At 61.9% G+C, this 21,842-nt stretch carries 18 protein-coding genes and 1 pseudogene; 14 read left to right on the top strand and 5 right to left on the bottom strand.

The genetic code is table 11. The annotated features are described in order from the left end of the window. The first annotated feature begins 21 nt into the window (after positions 1-21). From U5K31_00965 to U5K31_00950, 4 genes are all read left to right on the top strand, one after another. Positions 22-2,775: an AsmA-like C-terminal region-containing protein gene (locus U5K31_00965; GenBank protein ID MDZ7771310.1), complete on the top strand. Its 2,754-nt coding sequence runs from the start codon at positions 22-24 to the stop codon at positions 2,773-2,775. Positions 2,776-2,819: 44 nt separating this feature from the next. Then, positions 2,820-4,370 (top strand): cysteine--tRNA ligase, encoded by a 1,551-nt coding sequence (gene cysS / locus U5K31_00960; protein ID MDZ7771309.1) that lies wholly within the window; start codon positions 2,820-2,822, stop codon positions 4,368-4,370. Positions 4,371-4,449: 79 nt separating this feature from the next. Then, on the top strand, positions 4,450-5,556 hold the full coding sequence (gene lgt, locus U5K31_00955) for a prolipoprotein diacylglyceryl transferase (GenBank protein ID MDZ7771308.1): 1,107 nt from the start codon (positions 4,450-4,452) through the stop codon (positions 5,554-5,556). Between the two features lie 54 nt (positions 5,557-5,610). Then, a complete protein-coding gene (locus tag U5K31_00950; protein ID MDZ7771307.1) occupies positions 5,611-7,023 on the top strand; it encodes a phosphoglucomutase/phosphomannomutase family protein in 1,413 nt (470 codons plus the stop codon). Between the two features lie 78 nt (positions 7,024-7,101). On the opposite strand, the gene U5K31_00945 is transcribed toward U5K31_00950, so the two are convergent. After that, on the bottom strand, positions 7,102-8,367 hold the full coding sequence (locus tag U5K31_00945; GenBank protein ID MDZ7771306.1) for a hypothetical protein: 1,266 nt from the start codon (positions 8,365-8,367) through the stop codon (positions 7,102-7,104). 337 nt (positions 8,368-8,704) lie between these two features. Here U5K31_00945 and U5K31_00940 point away from each other — a divergent pair, with 337 nt between their 5' ends. From U5K31_00940 to rlmN, 3 genes are all read left to right on the top strand, one after another. After that, complete coding sequence (locus U5K31_00940; GenBank protein MDZ7771305.1) at positions 8,705-9,133, top strand: OsmC family protein; 429 nt, start codon at positions 8,705-8,707, stop codon at positions 9,131-9,133. After that, on the top strand, positions 9,130-9,801 hold the full coding sequence (locus U5K31_00935; GenBank protein ID MDZ7771304.1) for a peroxiredoxin-like family protein: 672 nt from the start codon (positions 9,130-9,132) through the stop codon (positions 9,799-9,801). The genes U5K31_00940 and U5K31_00935 overlap by 4 nt, the downstream gene beginning before the upstream one ends. Before the next feature lie 88 nt (positions 9,802-9,889). Beyond that, positions 9,890-11,005 carry a 23S rRNA (adenine(2503)-C(2))-methyltransferase RlmN gene (rlmN, locus tag U5K31_00930; GenBank protein MDZ7771303.1) on the top strand — a complete coding sequence of 372 codons (1,116 nt, stop codon included), beginning with the start codon at positions 9,890-9,892 and terminating at the stop codon, positions 11,003-11,005. A gap of 27 nt (positions 11,006-11,032) precedes the next feature. On the opposite strand, the gene lepB is transcribed toward rlmN, so the two are convergent. From lepB to U5K31_00910, 4 genes are all read right to left on the bottom strand, one after another. Next, entirely contained in the window at positions 11,033-12,121 is a 1,089-nt protein-coding gene (gene lepB / locus U5K31_00925; protein MDZ7771302.1) for a signal peptidase I, read from the bottom strand. 65 nt (positions 12,122-12,186) lie between these two features. Continuing rightward, positions 12,187-12,780 (bottom strand): hypothetical protein, encoded by a 594-nt coding sequence (locus U5K31_00920; protein ID MDZ7771301.1) that lies wholly within the window; start codon positions 12,778-12,780, stop codon positions 12,187-12,189. Positions 12,781-12,842: 62 nt separating this feature from the next. Next, positions 12,843-14,666, bottom strand: a complete 1,824-nt coding sequence (gene lepA, locus U5K31_00915) for a translation elongation factor 4 (protein MDZ7771300.1) — start codon at positions 14,664-14,666, stop codon at positions 12,843-12,845. A gap of 127 nt (positions 14,667-14,793) precedes the next feature. Continuing rightward, positions 14,794-15,051 (bottom strand): YkoF family thiamine/hydroxymethylpyrimidine-binding protein, encoded by a 258-nt coding sequence (locus tag U5K31_00910; GenBank protein ID MDZ7771299.1) that lies wholly within the window; start codon positions 15,049-15,051, stop codon positions 14,794-14,796. A gap of 587 nt (positions 15,052-15,638) precedes the next feature. Between U5K31_00910 and hisG the strand changes: the two genes are divergently transcribed. The 7 genes and pseudogenes from hisG (at position 15,639) to U5K31_00875 (ending at position 21,840) form a co-directional block, all read left to right on the top strand. Beyond that, positions 15,639-16,520 (top strand): ATP phosphoribosyltransferase, encoded by an 882-nt coding sequence (gene hisG / locus U5K31_00905; protein ID MDZ7771298.1) that lies wholly within the window; start codon positions 15,639-15,641, stop codon positions 16,518-16,520. Positions 16,521-16,529: 9 nt separating this feature from the next. Continuing rightward, complete coding sequence (gene hisD / locus U5K31_00900) at positions 16,530-17,846, top strand: histidinol dehydrogenase (protein ID MDZ7771297.1); 1,317 nt, start codon at positions 16,530-16,532, stop codon at positions 17,844-17,846. Between the two features lie 39 nt (positions 17,847-17,885). Then, positions 17,886-18,943: pseudogene (gene hisC, locus U5K31_00895) on the top strand (histidinol-phosphate transaminase). Further along, a complete protein-coding gene (gene hisB / locus U5K31_00890) occupies positions 18,940-19,824 on the top strand; it encodes an imidazoleglycerol-phosphate dehydratase HisB (GenBank protein ID MDZ7771296.1) in 885 nt (294 codons plus the stop codon). The pseudogene hisC and the gene hisB overlap by 4 nt, the downstream one beginning before the upstream one ends. Further along, on the top strand, positions 19,821-20,408 hold the full coding sequence (gene hisH / locus U5K31_00885; GenBank protein ID MDZ7771295.1) for an imidazole glycerol phosphate synthase subunit HisH: 588 nt from the start codon (positions 19,821-19,823) through the stop codon (positions 20,406-20,408). The genes hisB and hisH overlap by 4 nt, the downstream gene beginning before the upstream one ends. 90 nt (positions 20,409-20,498) lie before the next feature. Then, positions 20,499-21,089, top strand: coding sequence for a TetR/AcrR family transcriptional regulator (locus U5K31_00880; protein ID MDZ7771294.1), 591 nt, complete (start codon positions 20,499-20,501; stop codon positions 21,087-21,089). Further along, entirely contained in the window at positions 21,064-21,840 is a 777-nt protein-coding gene (locus tag U5K31_00875; GenBank protein MDZ7771293.1) for an outer membrane lipoprotein-sorting protein, read from the top strand. The genes U5K31_00880 and U5K31_00875 overlap by 26 nt, the downstream gene beginning before the upstream one ends. The last annotated feature ends 2 nt before the right edge of the window (positions 21,841-21,842 follow it).

Raw genomic sequence — 21,842 nt, 5'->3', positions numbered from 1 at the left:
GACAACCGGGACCCGAAATTCATGAAAAGATTCCTGAAAATCGCAGGCGGCATCGTCCTTTTTCTGGTTATGGTGGCCGTGGGACTCAACCTGTGGCTGACCGATGAACGTCTCAAACGCACCGCCCTCCCCTACCTCAGCGAGGCCCTGGGCCGCGAGGTGCAGGCCGAAAGCATGTCCCTCTCCTTCTGGCGCACATTTCCCCGCCCCGGACTGAGCGTGGGCGGGCTGCTGGTACCGGGCGACGCCAAAGGCGACACGGTAATGGCCCTTGAGCGCGGCACCGCGGGGGTGGCCCTGCTGCCGCTCCTGCAGGGAAGGGCGGACATCTCCGAAGTGCACCTGCGGAGGCCCCGGTTTCGCTATCGCATTTACGGGGACGGCACCACTAACATGGATTTCCTTTTTGAACAGGAAGATGAGGAGGCGGCCGGCGGCAGTTGGTCCATCAGCATCCCCCTCTTTTCGGTGGAGGGAGGCGAGGTGGACTACCGTAACGATTCCACCGGTACACGCGCGGCCCTGCACGGTCTGGGAGGAGAACTCTCCCTCTCCTTCGACTCGCTCATCACCAGCGGGGCGGAGCTGCGTGCGGAGGGCCTCAGCTGGGGCTCCGGCGGCGAGGCGCGCACCCTGCAGGTACCGGTCACCCTCTCCCAGCAATCCACGGTCGACACTCGCGCGGAGATCCTTCGCCTGCAGGATGGCAGCCTATCCCTTCGCGGACTCTCCCTGCAGCTGGAGGGCAGCGTGTCCAACTGGAGCGCGGGACCCGATCTGGATCTCTCCCTCAAATCGTCCACTGACGACTTCGGGGAACTGCTCGCGCTGCTGCCCGGCAGATACGTAGAGGGGCTGCAGACCCGTGGTTCCCTCACCCTGCAGGGTACAGTGGGAGGCAGCATGGCCGGCGGATCCGCGCCCTCCTTTGCGGCCGACCTTCAGGTGCGCGACGGCTACCTGAAAAATCCCGACCTCCCCCGGGCCATAGAGGACATTCGCCTGAACGCCCGGGCCGATAATCAGGCCCTCACCCTCACCGAATTTACTGCACAGGCCGGGCAGAACACCTTGAGGGCCAACGGCACCCTGGAGCATCCCCTGCAGGAAGACGGCGATTTCGAGGCCGCGGTGCAGGCAGATATGGACCTTTCTACGCTGCCTGAATACTACGACGTCTCCACCTTCGGCCTGCAGGAGATGGCCGGCGAGCTGGCGGCGGACGTCACCTTCCGAGGCAACCGGGCACGTCCCGCCGAGGCCGACTACGAGGGTACTTTCCGGCTGAGTGGCGGCAGCCTGCGTTACGCCGGGGTTCCCGAAGCCATTACGGGCATCGAGCTGGACGCCCTCGCCCGGGCCGACCGGCTCGAACTGCGCAGCCTGCGCATGCAGGCCGCGGGCAATACCTTCAGCACGAGCGGCAGCATCCGCCAGCCCCTGGATTCCATGCGAACGGTGGACCTGCAGTCCGCCCTGGAGGTGGACCTTTCCACCTTGCGGCGCTTCTATCCCGTGGAGGGCGACAGCCTGGGTCTGGGCGGCGTGCTGGTCTCCCTTTCCGGCTCCGCGCGCGCCGATTTAAACCTGCGCGGCGCCCCAGCCGAGCCCGCCGCCCTGGTACCGGATGGCACCCTCAGCCTCACCAACGTGCACCTCTCCGGCGGGGGACTGCCCCATCCCGTGCGCAGCCTCAACGGGGAGCTGCGCCTGACGCCCTCCGCGGCCACCCTCCAAAACCTCAGCTTCGGGCTGGGCGATTCGCAGATGGAGCTGGAGGGGACCATGGAGCGCTACCGCAACTGGCTGCTCCCGGAGGGCGAACGCAACGCCGCAGAACCGCCGCGCCTGACGGGCACCTTCCGCAGCAACTACCTCGACATGGACCAGTGGATCAACTGGGAGGACACCAGTTCCGCCCCCCTGGCCGTCCACCTGCCACACCTGCAGAGCGAGGTGGACGCGCAGATTGCGCGCATGACCCTTACCGGGGTCAACCTAAGCGATGTCCAGGGTCGCCTGACGGGCTCCCCGCTTGAACTGCGGCTGGCCGAAGGCTCCGCACGCCTTCTAGGCGGCAGCATGAGCGGCTCCATCACCTGGAGGGTGCCGCGTCCCGAACGTACCGAAGTGATTTTCGAGGGAGGCGTCGACAGCCTGCAGCTCGCTTCCTTTTTTGAGGAATACCCGGTGCTGGGACCCGAATACCGGCTGCATGACTACCTGCAGGGGCACTTCGACGCCTCCGTCTCCTACCGCACCGAACTGGACTCCCTGTTTACCCCGGTGCTGGCCACCACCGACATAAGCGGAAGCTTCGGCATGAGCCGCACCCGCCTGGAGGGTCACCCCATCCAGCAGCGGGTGGCCGCCCTGCTGGACCTGCAGGAGCTCCGCAGTGCCACGCTGGACAGCTGGAACAGCACCTTCAACGTAGACCGGGGCGTGATGCGGGTGGACAGCCTGCGCCTGGTCAGCGGTGGCACGGGCGCTGTAATTAACGGCACGCGCAGCCTTTCCGACGGTACGCTCGACCTGCAGCTGACGCTCTACCTCCCGCAGCGCTACCGCGAGGCCGTGGCCTCGGTGGTGACCGCCCAGGCGGTGGACGCCCTTGCCCGCGAGGACGGCGCCCTCATGCTGCCCCTGCGCGTAACCGGCACCCTCCGGCAGCCCCGCATCGAACCCGACCGCGAGACCATCCAACCCATTCTCGAAACCTATCTCAAGGACAAGGCGGGCAGCGTGCTCCGCAGGCTCTTCGACAACCGCTAGGCACGTCCTGCCACTGGCTACTGCGGACCAATTACCCTATCTTAATGCCGCGCGTCCGCAGGCTTCTCCACGGCACGATGGACGCGCCCGAACTGTTTCATCTTCAGAACCCGAACCGGAAGTCGCCTCGAAGCATGGAAACCCTCCATATCTACAACACCCTGAGCCGCTCAAAAGAGCCTTTTGAACCCATCGAGGAGGGTTTCGTGGGCATCTACGTCTGCGGTCCCACCGTCTACGGCGATCCCCACCTGGGCCATGCCAAAAGCTACGTCTCCTTTGACGTGGTGGTGCGCTACCTGCAGTGGCTGGGCTACCGGGTGCGCTACGTGCAGAACATCACCGACGTGGGACACCTGACCGACGACGCCGACCAGGGGGAGGACAAGCTGGAGAAGCAGGCCCAGATCGAAAAGCTGGAGCCTATGGAGATCGCCGAGAAGTACACTTACAACTATTTCCGGGACATGGACAAGCTGGGCGTGCGGCGCCCGGACATCTCCCCGCGCGCCACCGGACATATCATCGAGCAGATCGAAATGGTGCGCAGGCTGCTGGACAACGACCACGCCTACGAGACCGATGGCAATGTCTACTTTGACGTCTCCTCGGACGAGGACTACGGCAGGCTGAGCGGCCGCAAGGTGGAGGAGCAGGAGAGCGGCGCCCGCATCGAGACCGCCTCCGACAAGCGATCCCCGGAAGACTTCGCCCTCTGGAAGAAGGCCGACGACGGACATATTATGAAATGGCCCTCTCCCTGGGGACCCGGCTATCCCGGCTGGCATATCGAGTGCTCGGCCATGTCCACCAAGTACCTGGGCGAGCACTTCGACATCCACGGCGGCGGACTGGACAACCAGTTCCCCCACCACGAATGCGAGATCGCCCAGGCCGAGGGCGCCTACCGCCAGCCCTTCGCCAACTACTGGATGCACAACAATATGGTCACCCTCGAGGGTCAGAAGATGGGCAAATCCCTCGGCAACGCCATCTCCCTGGACCAGTTCTTCCGGGGCGACCACGAGCTGCTGAGCCGCGCCTGGGATCCCCAGGTGATCCGCTTTTTCCTGCTGCAGAGCCATTACCGCAGCACCACCGACTTCTCGGAGGACGCCCTGGAAGGCGCCGAGAACGGGCTGAAGAGCCTGCAGGAGATGCTGCGGGACATCGACGGGGCCGATGCCGGCGCGGGCAACGCTTTCGACGCCAAGGCCCTGCGCTCCGAGGTGCAGGCACGCATGAACGACGATTTCAACACCGCCCAGGCCCTGGCCGTGCTCTTCGAGGAACTGCGTGCCCTGCGAAAGCGCATCAACGAGGATGACGCCCCCGCCAACCTGGACGAGGTGAAGGAGCTTCTGCGCGGATTCGTCGACGGGGTGCTGGGACTCTGGCCGGAGACGGAGCAGGATAGGGGCGGCCGTGGCGACGACAAGACCGAGGAGCTTGTGAGGGTGCTGCTCGATCTGCGCAGCGAAGCGCGGCGGGACAAGAATTTCGAGCTGGCCGACCGCATCCGCGACCGCCTGGTGGAGCTGGGCGTGGTGCTCATGGACCGCGAGGGACGCACCGACTTCCGCATTAAATCGTGACCACCCCTTGTCTGGATGTGCTACATTCCGCATTTTAGAGCGCATTTGACCCCGGGTCCCTGACCGAATATTTCAACGGATGCTTACCCCCGCCCTTATCATGCAAGCTACTGACCACCTGGTGTGGCAGGCCGACCGCGTGGCCTTCAACCTGGGCACCCTCCACCTGCCCATCCCCGTCTCCATCATCGGCGTGGCCGCCGGGGTGGCCCTGCTTTTCCTGCTCTATCCCAAACTGAAGGAGAAGGCCAACGAGGGGAACGGCCGCCCGTCCAAAGGGAAAGGTAAGGGAGAGCCGGCGGAGCCTCCCGCCTGGCAGGTGCTGGCGCTGCTGGCCGGCGCCCTGGCCGTGGGACAGTTTCTCTTCCAGGTGGTGATTCCCACCTCCACCATCAGCGCTATTGGACCCATCCAACCGCACTGGTACGGCTTTCTCTTCGCCATGGCCTTCGTTGCGGGCTTCGCCATCGAAAGCAGGCTGTTCCGCGACGGCGGGCGCTCCATGGAGGAGCTGGAGCAGCTGCTCACCTACATACTCATCGCCACCGTGGTGGGGGCGCGGCTGGGACACATCCTGTTCTACGACCCGGTCTACTACCTCACCCACCCTTCGCAGATCCTGGCTGTTTGGGAGGGAGGACTGGCCAGCCACGGGGCCGCCATCGGCATTCTGCTGGCCATGTACCTCTTTGTGCGCAAGCGCCGTGACATGAGTTTCCTCTGGTTGGCCGACCGCGTGGTGGTGGTGGTGGCCCTGGGCGGCGCCTTTATCCGCACGGGCAACTTCGTAAACTCCGAAATCATCGGTAAACCCACCGAACTGCCCTGGGGCGTGATCTTCTCACGCATCGACATGGTGCCCCGCCACCCCACCATGCTCTATGAGGCCCTGCTCTGCCTGCTGGTTTTCGGGATACTCCTGCTGGTCTACCGGCGCTACCGCAGACAGCCTCCTGAAGGTTCCCTTTTCGGCATCTTCCTGGTCCTGCTGTTCGGGGGACGATTCCTTTTGGAGTACACCAAGGTGTTCCAGGCGGAGTTTGCCGCAAACTGGATGTTTAACATGGGACAGCTTCTCAGTATCCCGCTCATCGTTCTGGGACTCTGGCTGCTGGCGCGCAAGGTGGACTGGAGTGCCATGCCCGCGGCGACGACCGATGACGCAACCCCGCCGGAGAGCGGCTGACCTCCCCTCAGCCTTATATTTAGAACGAATGTGAATTAAGCCCTTTGGAGACGCATGAACATTGCCTTTGGTACCGACGGATGGCGGGCCGTAGTCGCCCGTGATTTTACCTACGAAAACCTGAACCGCGTAACCCAGGCGACCGCACGGTGGATCGCCGATGAGCAGATTACCCGCAACGGGGTGGTTATCGGGCACGACGCCCGCTTCGAGGGACGCGCCTTCACCGAGTACGCCGCCTCGGTCTTCGCGGCCATGGACATTCCCGTGCGCTTCGCCGCTTCCATCGCTCCCACGCCTGCGGTGAGCTGGGCCGCGCAGGAGTACGACGCCGTGGGCGTGGTCATCACCGCCAGCCACAATCCCCCGGCCTATAACGGATTTAAAATCAAGGCGCCCTTCGGAGGACCCGCCACGCCGGAACAGATTGCGGCCGTGGAGCAGCGCCTGGCGTCCTTCGATCCCGACCTGGACCCCGGCGCCTACCGATCCTGGGAGGAGAAGGGCCTGATCGAGGAGATCCCCCTCACCAAACAGTACCTTCAGCTGCTGGAGGAAGTACTCGACCTGGACGCCATTCGCGAGAGCGATATCCGTCTGGCGCACGACCCCATGTACGGGTCAGGCCAGGGACTGCTGACCGAGCTTCTGGGTAAAGACCAGGTGGAGGAGATACATGGAAGTTTCAATCCCTCCTTTGGGGGCACCCCGCCTGAACCCATCGAGAAAAATCTAACGGAGCTCGCCCGCCTCATCCCGGAGCGCGGCTGCGACACAGGACTGGCCAACGACGGCGACGCCGACCGCATCGGCATGTTCGACGAAAAGGGAAACTTTGTCAGCTCCCACAAACTCCTCTCACTGCTGGTCAAGTACCTGCATACCGAGAAAGGCATGGACGGATCCATCGTGAAAACCTTCTCCACCACCGACATGCTCGACAAGCAGGCCGAGCGCTACGGCCTTCCTCTTGACGTCACGCCCATCGGTTTCAAGTACATCGCCGAAAAAATGGTGGAGGGGAACGTGCTGGTGGGCGGGGAGGAGTCGGGCGGCCTGGCCGTCAAGGGCCACATCCCCGAACGCGACGGCCTCTTCATCGGACTTACCATTGTGGAGATGATGGTGCGCTCCGGCAAGAATCTGAGCCGGCTGGTGGAAGAGCTTTTCGAGGAGTTCGGGCCCCATCACTTTGACCGCAACGACCTGCACACCTCCGACGAGCGAAAAAAAGCCATGATACGCCACTGCGAGGAGAAGAAACTGACCGAACTGGCAGGCAAAAAGGTGGGCGAATGGCAGTTTACCGACGGCATAAAGCACATCATGGAAGACCGCTCCTGGCTGCTGGTGCGTCCCTCAGGCACCGAGCCGGTGCTGCGCATCTACGCCGAGGCTTCCAGCCTGGAAGAGGCGCGCAACATGGTCAGCGAAGCAACAAACATTGTTAAAAGCCTACAAGTCTGAAAGTCTAGAAGTCGAAAAGTCATAAAGTCGGGGAGTCGGTGGACCTTCGGACTTTTCGACTTTATGACTTTATGAGACTTAAAATCTGGGATTCACCACGTTGTTGTAGATGGAGCCGAAGGTCCACTCGATGCCGAAAGACAGCCCGTAGGAGTAGGAGGTAAGCTGCTGGCGAAGATCCAGGAGCTGTTCATCCTCGGAAATATCGCCGGCAGGTACGCCCAGCTGGTCGTTGATCCAGGCGTAGCGTCCCGATACATTAAAGGAGAGTCCCCGGAAGACGCGGAAATCGAATTCAAGATTCACATCCAGGCGGTTCTTGTTCAGGTCGTGCAGGTAGGTGGAGGCATTCAGGCGCCCCTCGATCTGTCCCCAGGCCTGGGTAAAGTTCATGCGTGCCTCCAGGCGCTGCTGGGTCAGGTACTCAGAGGTCTCATTGAAGAGCGTCATTTCCGTGTAGTCGTAGTAGCCGCCGCTCAGGCGATACTGCAGCGTAATCTCACGCTCGGAGTATTCGGAGTAGGGATAGAGGCTGTATTCCACGGCCGCCCCGCCGGAGGCGCTGAAGTCCACGTTCTGCCTGGTGGATGAATAGGCATCTCCGGAAACGCCTGCCGACCAGTGGGGACCCAGACTCTTGATGATAAAAAAGTCACCGCGATAGTTCTCGGTAACGAAGGTTTCGGTCTCCCCATCACGTGTGAAACTCCGGCGGGTGTAGTCCTGGTCGTAACTGATACGCGTTTTCCAGTTCTCGGTAACACGGCTGGCCTCGGCACTACCGCTGAACGACCAGCGGCTCTGCGCCTCCTCCCCGTTCAGGCGGGTGTCGCCGTTAAGCTCAAATACCCAGTTGTTCCAGGGGTCTTCCTGCCGGGAGCCGGACTGTGCATCCGTTTCCGTGCCCTCCCCCGTGTAAGTAACTTCCATTTCGTCCAGCACGCCATAGTCCCGCAGGTAGGGAAGCAGGCCGATTTTGACGTAGCGCACCATCCTGCGCCGCCACTCGTCCTGCGAATCGGTGGCGGGGGAATAAAAAGTGAGGGTGTCATTCTTGCCCTCAAACTGGTTGCTGCCAAGGAACTTCATGGTGTATTCCTGCCCCCCGTTCCCGGTGCCCTCCTGGGTGATCAGCAGATGCATGTCGGCCACATCCTTGTTGCGTACGAAGTTAACGAAGGTAATCCCCTCGCGGATATAGTTCTCCGAGCACCATCCCTGGCAGTCCAGGAAGAGACTGAAGGTGGCCGAATCATAGCCGGCCTCCTCTTCCTCGGCTGTCTGCTGCGCGACAGCAGGTGCGGTCAGGAGAAATATGCAGGTGAGCAGGGTGGGAAATCGCATCAAAACCAAGTTCTGTTTTCTGGGTGCAAAAGTGTGTTTTCCGGGATGCTGACGGCCTCCCGGGTGCGAGGCAAAGATCAGACTTAAACCTGAAAAATGATTTAAAAAGTGGTAAGAAGTTTATGCCGCAGCTGGCTGCCATGCGCGTCCCAGAGTTGCCGATCGGACAGATGATGTAACGGGTGCAGCCGGACCTCCATTCCTGCCGCTTGCCGGTATTTACAAATAATTGCATCTGGGTTTTTTGGGCGTATCTGCAAGGGGAATGCCCGTTGGCTGTCCTGTGTTATCCCTTTCTCCGTCACGTCCAATTCCAACCAAAAACGAGATACCCATCATGCCAAAACGCACCGCCCAAGCAACCTGGAACGGCGATCTGAAAAGTGGAAAAGGAACCATGACTTTTGGGAGCGGCGCCTATGAGGGAGCCTACTCCTTCGCCTCCCGTTTCGAGGAGGGCGACGGAACCAATCCCGAGGAGCTCATCGGCGCGGCGCACGCCGGGTGTTTCTCCATGGCCCTCTCCAACGAGCTCGCGCAGGCGGGTCACCAGCCCGAATCGGTGCACACCGTCGCCGACGTCACCCTCGACCTTTCCGGCGACGGCCCTTCCATCTCCACCATACTACTGAAAGTGGACGCGCAGGTGCCGGACATCGACGAGAACACCTTTCGGGAGATTGCGGAAGGCGCCAGCAAAAACTGTCCCGTTTCCCGCGCCCTTACCGGGGTCACCGTCAAACTCGAAACCACGCTCAACGCATGATACCCCGAGCACCGGTGCTTCGCACCGCACTCACCCTCCTGGCACTGGCCGCCTTCCTGGCCGCCTGTCAAAGCGGCGGCTCCGGCGATGCGGACCGCGACGTCCCCACGGAGGCCTCAGAGGTGAAACCCCTGCTGACGGGCACCGCCATTCCCGCATCCACCCTGCAGACGGTGGAGGGCGACAGCGTCGCGCTGCGCGGACTGATCAGCCAGGCCCCGACGGTGCTGATCTTTTACCGCGGGGGATGGTGTCCCTACTGCAACCGCCACCTGGCCGAACTGCAGCGCATCGAGTCGCAGCTGACGGACATAGGATACCAGATTCTAGCCATCAGCGCTGACCGCCCGGAGATGCTGCAGGAGCTCAGGCTGGACCGTGCGCCGGAGTACACCCTGCTATCGGACGCCTCCATGCAGACTGCCCGTGATTTCGGACTGGCCTTCCGGGTGGATCTGGAAACGGTTCAGCGCTACAGGGAAAACGGCATGGATCTGGAAGAACGCTCCGGTTATGACCATCACCAGCTTCCGGTGCCCGCGGTATTCCTGGTCAACCCTGACGGGACCGTCACCTTCCAGTACGTGCATCCCGACTACCGGAACCGTATCGATTCAGACGTCCTGCTGGCCGCCGCCCGCGCCTACCACCCAGACGCCGGGGAGTAAACAGATTGCCTGCGAAGTGGCCCTTCGCAGGATCCGCCCTCCCCCTCCGGCCTATACCTTCCGCAGGCTATTTTGTATCTTGACTGTTATGGCAGACGCAGCGACCGGCACCCCGAGAAAAGTTGACATCAAATCCCTTTCCCCCGAAGAGCTCGAGGAGTTCTGCGCCGGATTGGACCTGCAGTCCTACCGCTCGGCACAGATCTTCCGCTGGCTCTATGAGAAGGGCGCCGGTTCCTTCGATGAGATGACCAATCTCTCCAAGGAACTGCGTGTTCGCCTATCCGAAGAGGCTGAACTGCGCCGCATCGAAGAGGTGGACCGCCGCGAGTCGGCCGACGGCACCGTAAAGTTCATGTTCCGGCTCGACGACGGGGAGGACCACAAGGTGGAGGCGGTCATGATCCCGGACTTCTACCCCGACGGGGCGCCCAACCGGCTGACCGTCTGCGTCTCCTCACAGGTGGGATGCGTATTCGGCTGCTCCTTTTGCGCCACCGGCAAGATGGGACTCTACCGCAGCCTTTCCCACGGGGAGATCGTCGACCAGGTGCAGTACATCAACGACTGGTGCCTGGACAAATACGACAAGAAAATCACCAATATCGTCTACATGGGCATGGGCGAGCCCCTGCACAATTACCGCGCCGTTACGCAATCGGCCTCCATCATCACCTCCGATCACGGCCTGGAGCTCTCGCCCAAACGCATTACGGTCTCCACCGTGGGCCTGCCAAAGCAGATCAAAAAGCTAGCCGACGAGCGTCAGCCCTTCAACCTGGCAATCTCCCTGCATGCGGCCAACGACGAGAAACGCAATGAGATCATGCCCATCAACCAGTCGATGGACCTGGGTCAGCTCCGTGAGTCCCTGGAGCACTACTACGCCATGCTGCACCGGCCCATCACCTACGAATACCTGCTCTTCGACGAGTTCAACGACAGCCCGGAAGACGCCCGCGAGCTGGCGCAGATCGTCCGCTGGATTCCCAGCAAGGTGAATATCATCATGTACAACAAGGTGGCGGGCGTAGCCCTTAAACGGGCAAGGGAGGAACGCCTCGACGCCTTCATGCAGGAACTGGTAAAACACGACGTCACCGCAACGGTGCGGCGCAGCCGGGGGGACGACATCGATGCGGGCTGCGGACAGCTGGCCATCCAGGAAGGAAAGACGAAGGGTAAGAGCATCCGCAAAAACTGAAGGCGCGCGGCCGACCGCTTCAGGCCGCTAGCGGTGGACCATGTTCATCAGGCGGTTGAAGCGCGGCATCCATCGTTCGGCGTCCCAGGAGAAGTAAATCATGCCCGCTTTGCCCACCACGTGGTCGCGCGGCACGAATCCCCAGAAGCGGCTGTCTTCGCTGTCATCACGGTTGTCGCCCATCATGAAATAGTAGTCCTGGCCGATGGTGTAGGTGTTGGTGCGTTCCCCGTTAATAACGAAGCTATCGCCCTCGCGGGTCACGTTATTCCCCTCGTAGCGGGTCAGGATGTTCTCGTAGATGTGGTAGTTACCGGGCGTAAGGGTGATCTGCTGCCCCTCAAAGGGCACCACAACGGTCGGCATGTGGTGGTGATTCAGGAAGCCGCTGGAAAAGCTGAAGGGACGCTGGCGGTACTCGTCCAGGGAATCTGGCAGCAGCCAGTGCCGCACCTGGGTCACATCCTCCCACTGCGCGATCTCCTCAGCCGCCTGATCGTTGGCGTTGAGCCGGTAGGTGTTGGGACCGGCCATCCCGGCCAGGGAGGCACCGGTGGCCTGCACGCGGGCAGGACTCAGCCGTACGCCCTCGCGCACTTCCACCAGGCGCATCTTCTGCACACCCGGGTAGTCTTCGGCGGATGCGCCGTTCACAAACAGCTCGTTGTCGTCAATGGAAAGCGTATCGCGGGGCATGCCCACCGCCCGCTTGATGTAGTTGGTCTTGGCCGCGATGGGCGCCAGGTCGATGGGATAGTTAAAGACCACGATGTCGTTGCGCTGGATCTCCGTTAGCCCGGGCAGGCGGGTCCAAGGCAGCATCACGCCGGGCAGGTAGACATTGGTGAAGGGGATGCCTACCACCATGGGGGTACGAGCCCCATAGCTGATCTTGGAAACCACCAGGAAGTCGCCCGTCAGCAGGGTTTCCTCCATGGAGGGAGTGGGAATGCGGTAGGCCTCGAAAAAGAAGGTGCGGATAATGATGGCCGCGATGGCCGCGAAAAGAAAGGCGTCCACCCACTCGCGAAACCAGCTTTTCGCCTTGTCCGACTGTTCCTTTTTACTGGTATTGCCTCGGGCCTTGCGGTCCCCGGCGGATTGCTCGTCTGCCAAAATGCGTCTTTTTATTGTTCCAGTTAGTCGTTGGGCGGTACCGGCTCAACCGGACCGCAGCCTCCTCAGCCGTTGACATTCATGCCTTCGGGCGCGTCAATTTCGCGGGTGGTCGCCTCCCCGTCCCGGAACTGCACCTCGAACCACTGGCCCTGGTCGGCCGAGTAGTAGTAGTCGGTGTAGTTGCCGGGCGTATCCACCTCAAGGAGCATCTGCGACAGGGTGCGTTTGATTTGCGGCATCATGTCGATATAGCGGCTGGCCGCCGTATAGGAAAGTCCCCGGCCGAACGGACCGAACACATCCAGTATGATCAGAGGGATGGAGTTGTTGATAACAAAACGGTACTCGAACTGCACGGCCATGCCCAGGCGGAAATTGGGCTTGTCGATAAGATCACCGATGGTAAAAGTGGGCTCCCCGAAACGCGCCTGGAGGCGCGCGCGGAGCTCGGCGGTGGGCATTCCGTCAATTTCGGTCTGCTGGTACATCCCCTGTCCCGTCCAGCTTATGTCGGCAAAACGGCGGTCGAACTCCTCTGCATCTACGGTCTCGATTTTCTGGAATTCGGGAGCTTCGAACTGCGCCAGGGCCTGCTGGCTGCCGGCAACGACCAGCAGCAAGACCAGAATGCACAGTATGCGGCGTAGGTTCAGCATGGTTCGTATTTCAGGAATTTGGCTTATGGTACCAATAAATGCGGAAAACCGTAAATTTTTTGTCAGTCATCGTCCATCGAAAGCACGGCCAGGAACGCTTCCTGGGGCACCTCAATGGTCCCCACCTGCTTCATGCGTTTCTTACCCTCCTTCTGTTTCTCAAGCAGCTTGCGCTTGCGGCTGACATCCCCGCCGTAGCACTTGGCCGTCACATCCTTGCGCATGGCACGGATGGTCTCCCGGGCGATGACGTTGGAGCCGATGGCCGCCTGCACCGCCACCTCGTACTGCTGCTGCGGAATAAGCTCCTTGAGCTTTTTGGTCAGCTTCCGTCCCAGCTCGTAGGCACTGTCGCGGTGCGTGATGCTGGAGAGGGCGTCCACGGGATCGCCGTTCAGCAAGATATCCAAACGAACGAGGTTCCCTTTTCGGTATTCAAGAAATTCGTAGTCGAGGGAGGCATAACCCCGCGTTCCGCTCTTGAGGCGATCGTAAAAGTCGAATACCACCTCCGCCAACGGAAGTTCGTAGGTAATTTCCACGCGTTGACCCTGCATGTGGAGCTGGTTCACATAAACCCCGCGCCGCTCCTCGCAGAGCTTCATCACGGGACCGATATAGTCAGAGGGCGTCAGGATGGTGGCCTTGATAAAGGGCTCGTAGACATCCTCCACCATGCCGGGATTGGGCATGGTGCTGGGATTGTCAACTACCTTCGTGGCCATCTCCCCATGGTCGCGGTAGTGCACCTCGTACTCCACGTTGGGCACGGTGGTGATGATGTCGATGTCGAATTCGCGGTCCAGGCGCTCCTGCACGATCTCCATGTGCAGCAGACCCAGGAAGCCGGCACGGAAGCCAAAACCAAGCGCCTGGGAGGTTTCTGGCTGGTAGGTAAGGGAGGCGTCGTTGAGCTGCAGCTTTTCCAGGGCCGAGCGCAAGTCTTCGAAATCGTCAGACTGCGTGGGATAGATGCCGCTGAAGACCATGGGTTTGGGCTCCTGGTATCCCGGTATGGCCTCGGAGGCCGGGTTGGCAGTGGTGGTGACGGTGTCGCCCACGCGGGCATCGTCCAGGGACTTCACACTGCCGATGACGTAGCCCACCTCCCCTGCCTGCAGGGAGTTGGTCTTCTCCTTCTTGAGTTTCAGGTAGCCGATCTCCTCGGCATCGTACTCCTTATGGGTAGCCATGAAGCGTATGCCGTCGCCCTGGTTGAGGGTGCCCTCCATGACACGCACATAGACGATGGAGCCGCGGTAGGTATTGAAGACGGAATCGAAGATCAGCGCCCGCAGCGGCTTGCCGGCTTCGCGTCCCGGTGAGGGGATGCGTTCTACAATGGCTTCCAGCAACGCGTCCACCCCCTCTCCCGTCTTGCCGGACACCTTCAGGATATCCTCGTGGTCGCAGCCGATCAGGTCGACGATCTGCTGCCCCACACCCTCGACGTCGGCGCCCGGAAGATCGATCTTGTTGAGTACCGGCACGATCTCCAGGTCCTGGTCGATGGCCTGGTAGAGGGTGGAGATGGTCTGCGCCTCCACGCCCTGGCCGGCATCCACCACCAGAAGGGCGCCCTCGCAGGCCTTTAGCGCACGGGAGACCTCATAGGAGAAGTCCACGTGGCCCGGGGTGTCGATGAGGTTGAAAATGACGTTCTCGCCCGACGGACGCTTGTAGTCCATCTTGATGGCGTGGCTCTTGATGGTAATGCCCCGTTCGCGCTCCAGGTCCATGTCGTCCAGAATCTGCTCCTGCATCTCCCTTTCGGTGATGGCACCGGTACGTTCAAGCAGCCGGTCGGCAAGGGTGGACTTGCCGTGATCGATGTGCGCGATAATGCAAAAGTTGCGGATCTGGGTCATGCAGGTGCGTCGTTCCAACGCCGGGGTTTGGGGCCAAAAAGAACGCTAAAGATACAAAATACGGAGGGCATTCCATACCCGCCGGCACTCGAAAAAGCCTCCCTCCCCTGACGGTAATGGACCGGCAGGCAAGCCGTCACCGGAACTAGGCCTGGTCTTCCTGCGGGACGGGACTGAGCAGCTCGACGTGAAAGCGGAAGTCCTGGCCCTCCAGGGTCATGGTGTCGTAGATCTCCCGGATGAGTTCAAAAACCACTTCGGTATCACCGCGTACACTGGTGGAAAGGTAGTTCACGTCCACGTCCACGTCGTGCTGGGCAACCAGCTCCAGCAGGTAATCGATGCTCTCCCTCGGTTCGGTCTCTCGGAGGGGAATGTAGGTAAACTGGGCCGTGGTAATCATACTTCGTGTGCTTTCATTGGTCTGTGCATTCTACGGATCCGTTTCGGGGATGTAGAATACACCTTTAGGTCCACTTGTTCAATCGCCATTCGCACAGGACGCCCGCCTGCGCACGGGTCTTGCGCCCGGAGACCCCGCCTGGCGTCCTCAGGGGCCCTCCGGGGGGATGTTGGCGCGGAACATCGGGGGTGGACGCCGGTTGAAGTAGATAACAGGAACGCATGAGCAGATTCCATGATACCATACCCTGACATCTTCTATACCCAGAAGATCCCTACCAAAAGCCTCGACCCGTGATAGGGTCGGGGCTTTCTTCTTTGGGCGGAGAGAACGCCCCCCGCAGCGCGTCCCGATCCGAACAGGCCCGGGTCTTCAACAGCCGGCTGAAGCTGCTCTGGAAGCTTGCTCTTAAAATAGCTATATTGGGTGCCGATGCAGCAACGCACCTTCCATATTCCCCATCTTCATCGACACCACGGTGACGCCCGTCACCTTATGCTTACCCATCTGCGGTAAATTCCTGCCGCGCTCCCCGGACGTACGAACACCACTCTTTTTACCTGTAATCCCAGTATCAACCTATATCCATGAATCGTTCTGCCAATTCCAAAACCTCACTCCGCATCGCCCTGCAAAAGGACGGGCGGCTGACCGACAAAACCATAGCCCTGCTGGAAGGCATCGGCCTTCGCTTCGACAACTACAAGCGCAGCCTCATGCTCACCTGCCGCAACTTTGACGTGGAACTGCTGCTCATCCGCGACGACGACATCCCCGAATACGTCCAGGACGGGGTGTGCGACCTCGGCTTTGTGGGCGCCAACGTCACCGCTGAAACCGGCGTCGACGTGACGGTCATACGTGGACTCGATTACGGGGTCTGCCGGCTCTCCCTGGCCGCCCGTAAAAACGGGGAAATTCAGACCGTTGAGGATTTCGAGGGACGCACCATCGCCACCAGCTATCCCAACCTGACGCGCCGTTTCCTGCAGGAGCGCGGCGTGGAGGCCAGGATCGTTACCATATCGGGGGCAGTGGAAATCGCTCCCCGGCTCAAGGTCGCCGACGCCATCTGTGACCTGGTATCCACCGGCAACACCCTCAAGGCCAACGGCCTGGCCGAGATCGAAACCGTCTTCGAGTCGGAGACCCAGCTTATCCGTACCAACAAGGAACTCTCGCCGGGCAAGAAAAAACTCATTGAAAAATTTCTGCAGCGCATCGAGGGCTTTCAGCAGGCCGGTCGCAGCCGCTACATCATGATGAACGCGCCGCAGGAGTCCGTGGCGGAAATCCGCGAGATCATTCCCTCCCTGAAGAGTCCTACGGTCATGCCCCTGGCCGATAACAATATGGTGGCCATCCACACCGTCATTCCCATCGAGCGGTTCTGGGAGGTGATGGAGCGGCTGAAGGAGGCCGGGGCCACCGGCATCGTCATGCTGCCCATCGAAAGCATGATTCTCTAGGAGGCCCCCATGAAAGACTACCGCATCCGCGAACGAACCGAAGAGGAGCTGCAGGAGCTGTGCCGCCGACCCGTGCTCGAGCTGGAGGAGATCTTCGAGCAGGTCCGGCCCATCCTGGAAGAGGTAAGGCGCGAGGGGGAGGAGGCCGTGCGCCGCTACACCCGCCGCTTCGACGGCACCGATCCCGATCCGCTGATCCTGCATCCTGCCGAGGAACCGGAAGCCGGGCTGCCGGAACCGACCCGGGAGGCCATTGACACGGCCTTTCGCAACATCTACCGCTTCCACAAGGCCCAGCTCCCCCGCCAGACCGAAGTGGAAACCATGCCCGGCGTGCGCTGCCGGCGCGTGTCGCGTCCCCTGGACACCGTGGGCCTCTACGTGCCGGGGGGCACCGCTATCCTCCCCTCCACCCTGCTCATGCTGGGCATCCCCGCCGCGCTGGCTGGCTGCCGGAACATCGTCGTAGCTACCCCTCCCAACGCAGAGGGCGGCGTGGGTCCCGAAATCCGCTATATCGCACGCAAGGTGGGCGCATCCCACCTGCTGCTGGCCGGGGGCGCGCAGGCCGTGGCCGCCATGGCCTGGGGCATGGAAGGCCTGCCCAAGGCGGACAAGATCCTGGGGCCCGGCAACCAGTACGTGACCGCCGCCAAGATGCTGCTGCAGAATAGCCGTGCGCAGGTGGCCATCGACATGCCGGCCGGCCCCTCCGAAGTGCTGGTGATCGCCGACGCGGGAGCCGATCCCCGCTTTGTGGCAGCCGACCTGCTTTCGCAGGCCGAACATGGACCCGACAGCCAGGTGGTGTTGGTCTACCTTCCCGGTTTCGACCGCCAGGCCTGCCTGGACGCCCTGGAGGCGCAGCTGGCCGACCTGCCGCGCGCGGAGATCGCACGGCAGGCGCTGGAACACAGCTTCAGCGTGGAGGCGGAGAGCCTGGAGGAGGCCTTCGACTTCTCCAACCGCTACGCCCCGGAGCATTTGGTGGTCCAGTGCAAGCATGCTGAGGAGCAGGCCGGCCGCATCCGGCACGCCGGTTCCGTATTTCTCGGCAGATGGACCCCCGAGAGCGCCGGCGACTACGCCAGCGGGACCAACCACACCCTGCCCACCTATGGCTATGCGCGCATGTACTCCGGGGTGTCGGTGGACTCTTTTCTCAAACAGATCACCATGCAGAGCCTCAGCCGTGAAGGGCTGCGCAACCTGGCGCCCGCCGTGGAGCGCCTTGCGCAGATCGAGGGACTGGAGGGACACCGGCGCGCCGTCACCATCCGCCTGGAGTCCCGCGGGGATGAATCCGGCCACGGTAACGAAGACTGACCGCGCCATAAACCAAACATGAAATCATGACCTGCCGCTATGAACAAGGCCTTTGACCTTGACGCCCTGGTCCGCCCCAACATCCGGGAGCTGAAGCCCTACCGCAGCGCACGCGACGACTTCGGAGAGGGGCTGCTGCTAGACGCCAACGAAAACGCCTGGGGGCCGCCGGCCCCCTCCCTGGCGGGCCTGCACCGCTATCCCCCGCCGCGCCATCCGTATCTGCGCCGCCGCATCGCCGACTGGCGCGGGGTAGAGGCGGATAACGTCTTCCTGGGGGTAGGCAGCGACGAGGCCATCGACCTGCTGCTGCGCATCTTCTGCGAGCCTGGAAAGGGACGCATCCTCATCGCCCCGCCCACCTACGGCATGTACCGGGTGAGCGCGCGCATCCACGATGCAGCGGTGGACGAGGCCGTGACCGACCGAAATTTCCAACCTCGTCCGGAGGCCCTGCGCAAAGCCTGCCGACCGGAAACCCGCCTGCTCTTTCTCTGTTCGCCCAACAACCCCACTGGCAACCTGGTTCAACCGGACCGGCTGGAGGAGATCCTCGGCTGGTTCCCTGGCATCGTGGTGGTGGACGAGGCCTACATCGATTTCAGCAGCTCCCCCAGCCTGGCGCCCCGGGTACGCGATTATCCCAACCTGGTGGTGCTGCAAACCTTGTCGAAATCCTTCGGCCTGGCCGGTGCCCGCGTGGGCATGGCTTTCGGACCCGCCCCTTGATCGACTACCTGATGAAGGTCAAGCCGCCCTACAACGTGAGCAGTCTCTCCGCGGCCGCCGCCGCCGACGCCCTGGACCACCTGGATACGGTGCGCGCCAACGCCGACTCCATCCGTGGGGAGCGCCGGAAACTGGCCGGCCGGCTCTCGGAACTGAAACAGGTGCGCACCGTGTTTGAGAGCCAGGCCAACTTCCTGCTGGTGCGGGTTGACGACGCCCGGCGCATCTACCGGGATTTGGCCGAAGCAGGCGTGATTGTACGCTACCGCGGAGACGAACCCCTCTGCGAGGAGTGCCTGCGCATCACCGTGGGACGTCCCGCCGACAACGACCGTCTTATCGAAGCCCTCAAGAAACTCTCCCCATGAACATCCAGATCACCACCGAAGCCCTGAAAGGCCCCGACGAGGAGATGCTCCGGGGCGGCGCTCTCTACGCCCTCAAGCGCCTGCAGCAGGCGGGACACCGCCTGCTCTTCGAGACGGAAGAACTGAGCGGTCCGCAGCGCGCCCTCCTCGAAAACGAGGGCATCGCCCCGGACCACGACGCCGACCGCGCCGGCCTGCGTGTGGCTCCAGAAGGCGACCGGCTGCAGCTGCTGCGCACCGACGGCGTGGCCCTGGAGGCCGGCGGGTGGACCGACCTCTGCGAGGGCATCCTCTTTCCTGAACGCCGGGCCGAGCATGAACGTCAAACCTCGGAAACCCGCGTGCGGGTGCGCCTGAACCTGGACGGCGGCGGCGGGGCGCAGATAGACACCGGACTCGGTTTCCTGGACCACATGCTCGAGCAGATCGCACGGCACGGGCTGATAGACCTGCAGCTCTTCTGTGAGGGCGACCTGCAGGTGGACGGACACCACACCATCGAAGATGTAGCCATTACCCTGGGCGAAGCCATCGACCTGGCCCTCGGCGACAGGACGGGCGTGCAACGCTACGCCTTCGTGCTGCCCATGGACGAGAGCCGGGCCACCTGCGCGCTGGATCTCTCCGGGCGCTCCTGGCTGGAATTCAGCGGCAGCTTCCGCCGTGAGATGGTGGGCGACTTCCCCACCGAGATGACCCGGCACTTTTTCCACTCCCTGGCCATGCACCTGAATGCCACCTTGCACCTGGAGGTGGAGGGCGAAAACGACCACCACAAGATCGAGGCCTGCTTCAAGGCCTTCGCGCGCTGCCTCCGGGCGGCCGTCAGCCGGAGTGAGCGCAACCTGAACATCCTGCCCAGTACCAAGGACCTGCTATGATCGCCATCATCAACTACGACGCCGGCAACCTCGCCTCGGTTTCCAATGCCCTGGAGCGGCTGGGCAGGGAGCACCTGATCACGGCCGACCCCGGTGAGCTGGAGGCGGCGGACGGCGTGATCTTTCCCGGTGTGGGCCACGCTAAAGCGGCCATGGAGTCGCTGCAAAGCCGCGGCCTGGACCTCTGGCTGAAGGAAACCGACAAGCCGGTATTGGGCATCTGCCTGGGCATGCAGCTTCTCTATGAATCCTCAGAGGAGGGCGACAGCAAGGGCCTGGGCATCCTCCCGGGTCGCCTCAGGCGCTTTCGCTCCGACCGGCAAAAGGTACCGCATATGGGCTGGAACACCTTCTCGGAATCCCACTCCCACCCCCTGCTGAGGGGCGTGGACGGCGGCAGCTGGTTTTACTACGTGCACGCCTACTATGCCCCGCTGAACGACCATACGCTGGCCGAATGCGACTACATCACTCCCTTTGCCGCAGCGGCCGGCCGCGACAACTACCTGGGCGTACAGTTCCACCCGGAGAAATCGGGCAGCGCGGGAAGGCGGTTGCTTCAGAATTTCCTGGAGATGGTTTAACACCTCTCACCGGACCGACTTTTCTATACATCTTGCTATTTACTAATGGGTGTTGCATATTGTTGACTGAACGGTCAGTTAACAAGTGACATGAGCCCGAGAACCGCCGAACAGAACCAGGTCCTTCGCGAGGAAACCCGCAGCAGCATCCGCCAGGCGGCCTTTCCCCTCTTCGCCCGGCAGGGGTTTACCCAGACCCCGGTCAGCGCCATTGCTGAGGAGGCGGGCATCTCGAAGGGACTCATCTATCACTACTTCGACAGCAAGGAGGCCATCCTGGAGAGCATATTCGAGGAGCTGGCCGCCATGAGCGACCAGGCCATGGATTTCCCGGATCACCTCCCGCCTGCCGGCCGCTTTGTCTACATGATCGAGATGATATTCGGTTTCATACGGGAGGAGACAGAAACCATGCGCCTGCTGATCGGTCTCAGCCTGCAGCCGGAGGCGCTGCGCACCCTCAAACCCGCCATCGACCGCTACAATAAGCAGCAGATGACCATCCTGAAAGAACTCCTCGAGGAGCTGGGCCATGACGATGCCGAAACCGAGGCGTACTTCCTGGGCGCCCAACTGGACGGCTTTGCCATGGGCTGCATCTCCATGGGCGAGGAGTATCCCCTGGAAACCATGAAAGAAAAAGTAATCCGCCGCTATGTACCCGATCACACGACTTCCTAGCATACTGCTAGCCTGCTACCTGGCGCTGGCTGCACTCTGGCAGCCCGCCCTTGCACAGCAGACACCCGACGCCACAGAGATCGTACGCCGGGCCGACCAGAAAATGAGGGGTGAGAGCTCACGATCGGAGATCACCATGCGCATCGTGCGCCCCTCCTGGGAGCGTGAGCTCTCCCTGAAGGGCTGGAGCCTGGGCAGCGAGTTCAGCCTCATCCTGGTCACCGCCCCGGCCCGCGATGCCGGCACAGCCTACCTGAAACGCGGCAACGAGATCTGGCACTGGCTGCCCGACATCAACCGCACCGTCAAGCTTCCGCCTTCCATGATGAGCCAGTCGTGGATGGGCTCTGACTTTTCCAACAACGACCTGGTGCGCGAATCCTCCATCGTATCCGATTACGAGCACAGCCTGGCCGGAGACAGCACCGTGAGCGGCCGCGAATGCTGGCGTATAGAGATGACACCCAAACCCGACGCCCCCGTGGTCTGGGGCACCGTGGTGAGTTACATCTCCAAGCAAGAGTACCTGCAGCTGCGCACGGAGTTTTACGACGAGGAGGGTCTGCTGGTAAAAACCATGGAAGGCTCGGATATCGCCAGCATGGATGGCCGCACCATCCCCACGCGCATGGTCATGATTCCGGCCGACGAGGCGGGCCACCGCACCGAACTCCTCTACCACAGCCTGGCGTTCGACGTGGGACTCGAAGCGTCCTTTTTCAGTACGCAAAACATGAAAAGAGTGGAGTAGTC

This window comes from Balneolaceae bacterium (assembly GCA_034521445.1).
GTDB lineage: Bacteria > Bacteroidota > Rhodothermia > Balneolales > Balneolaceae > JAXHMM01.
Note: the sequence above shows the minus strand (reverse complement) of the source record. Positions and strands in the feature narration are given on the sequence as shown.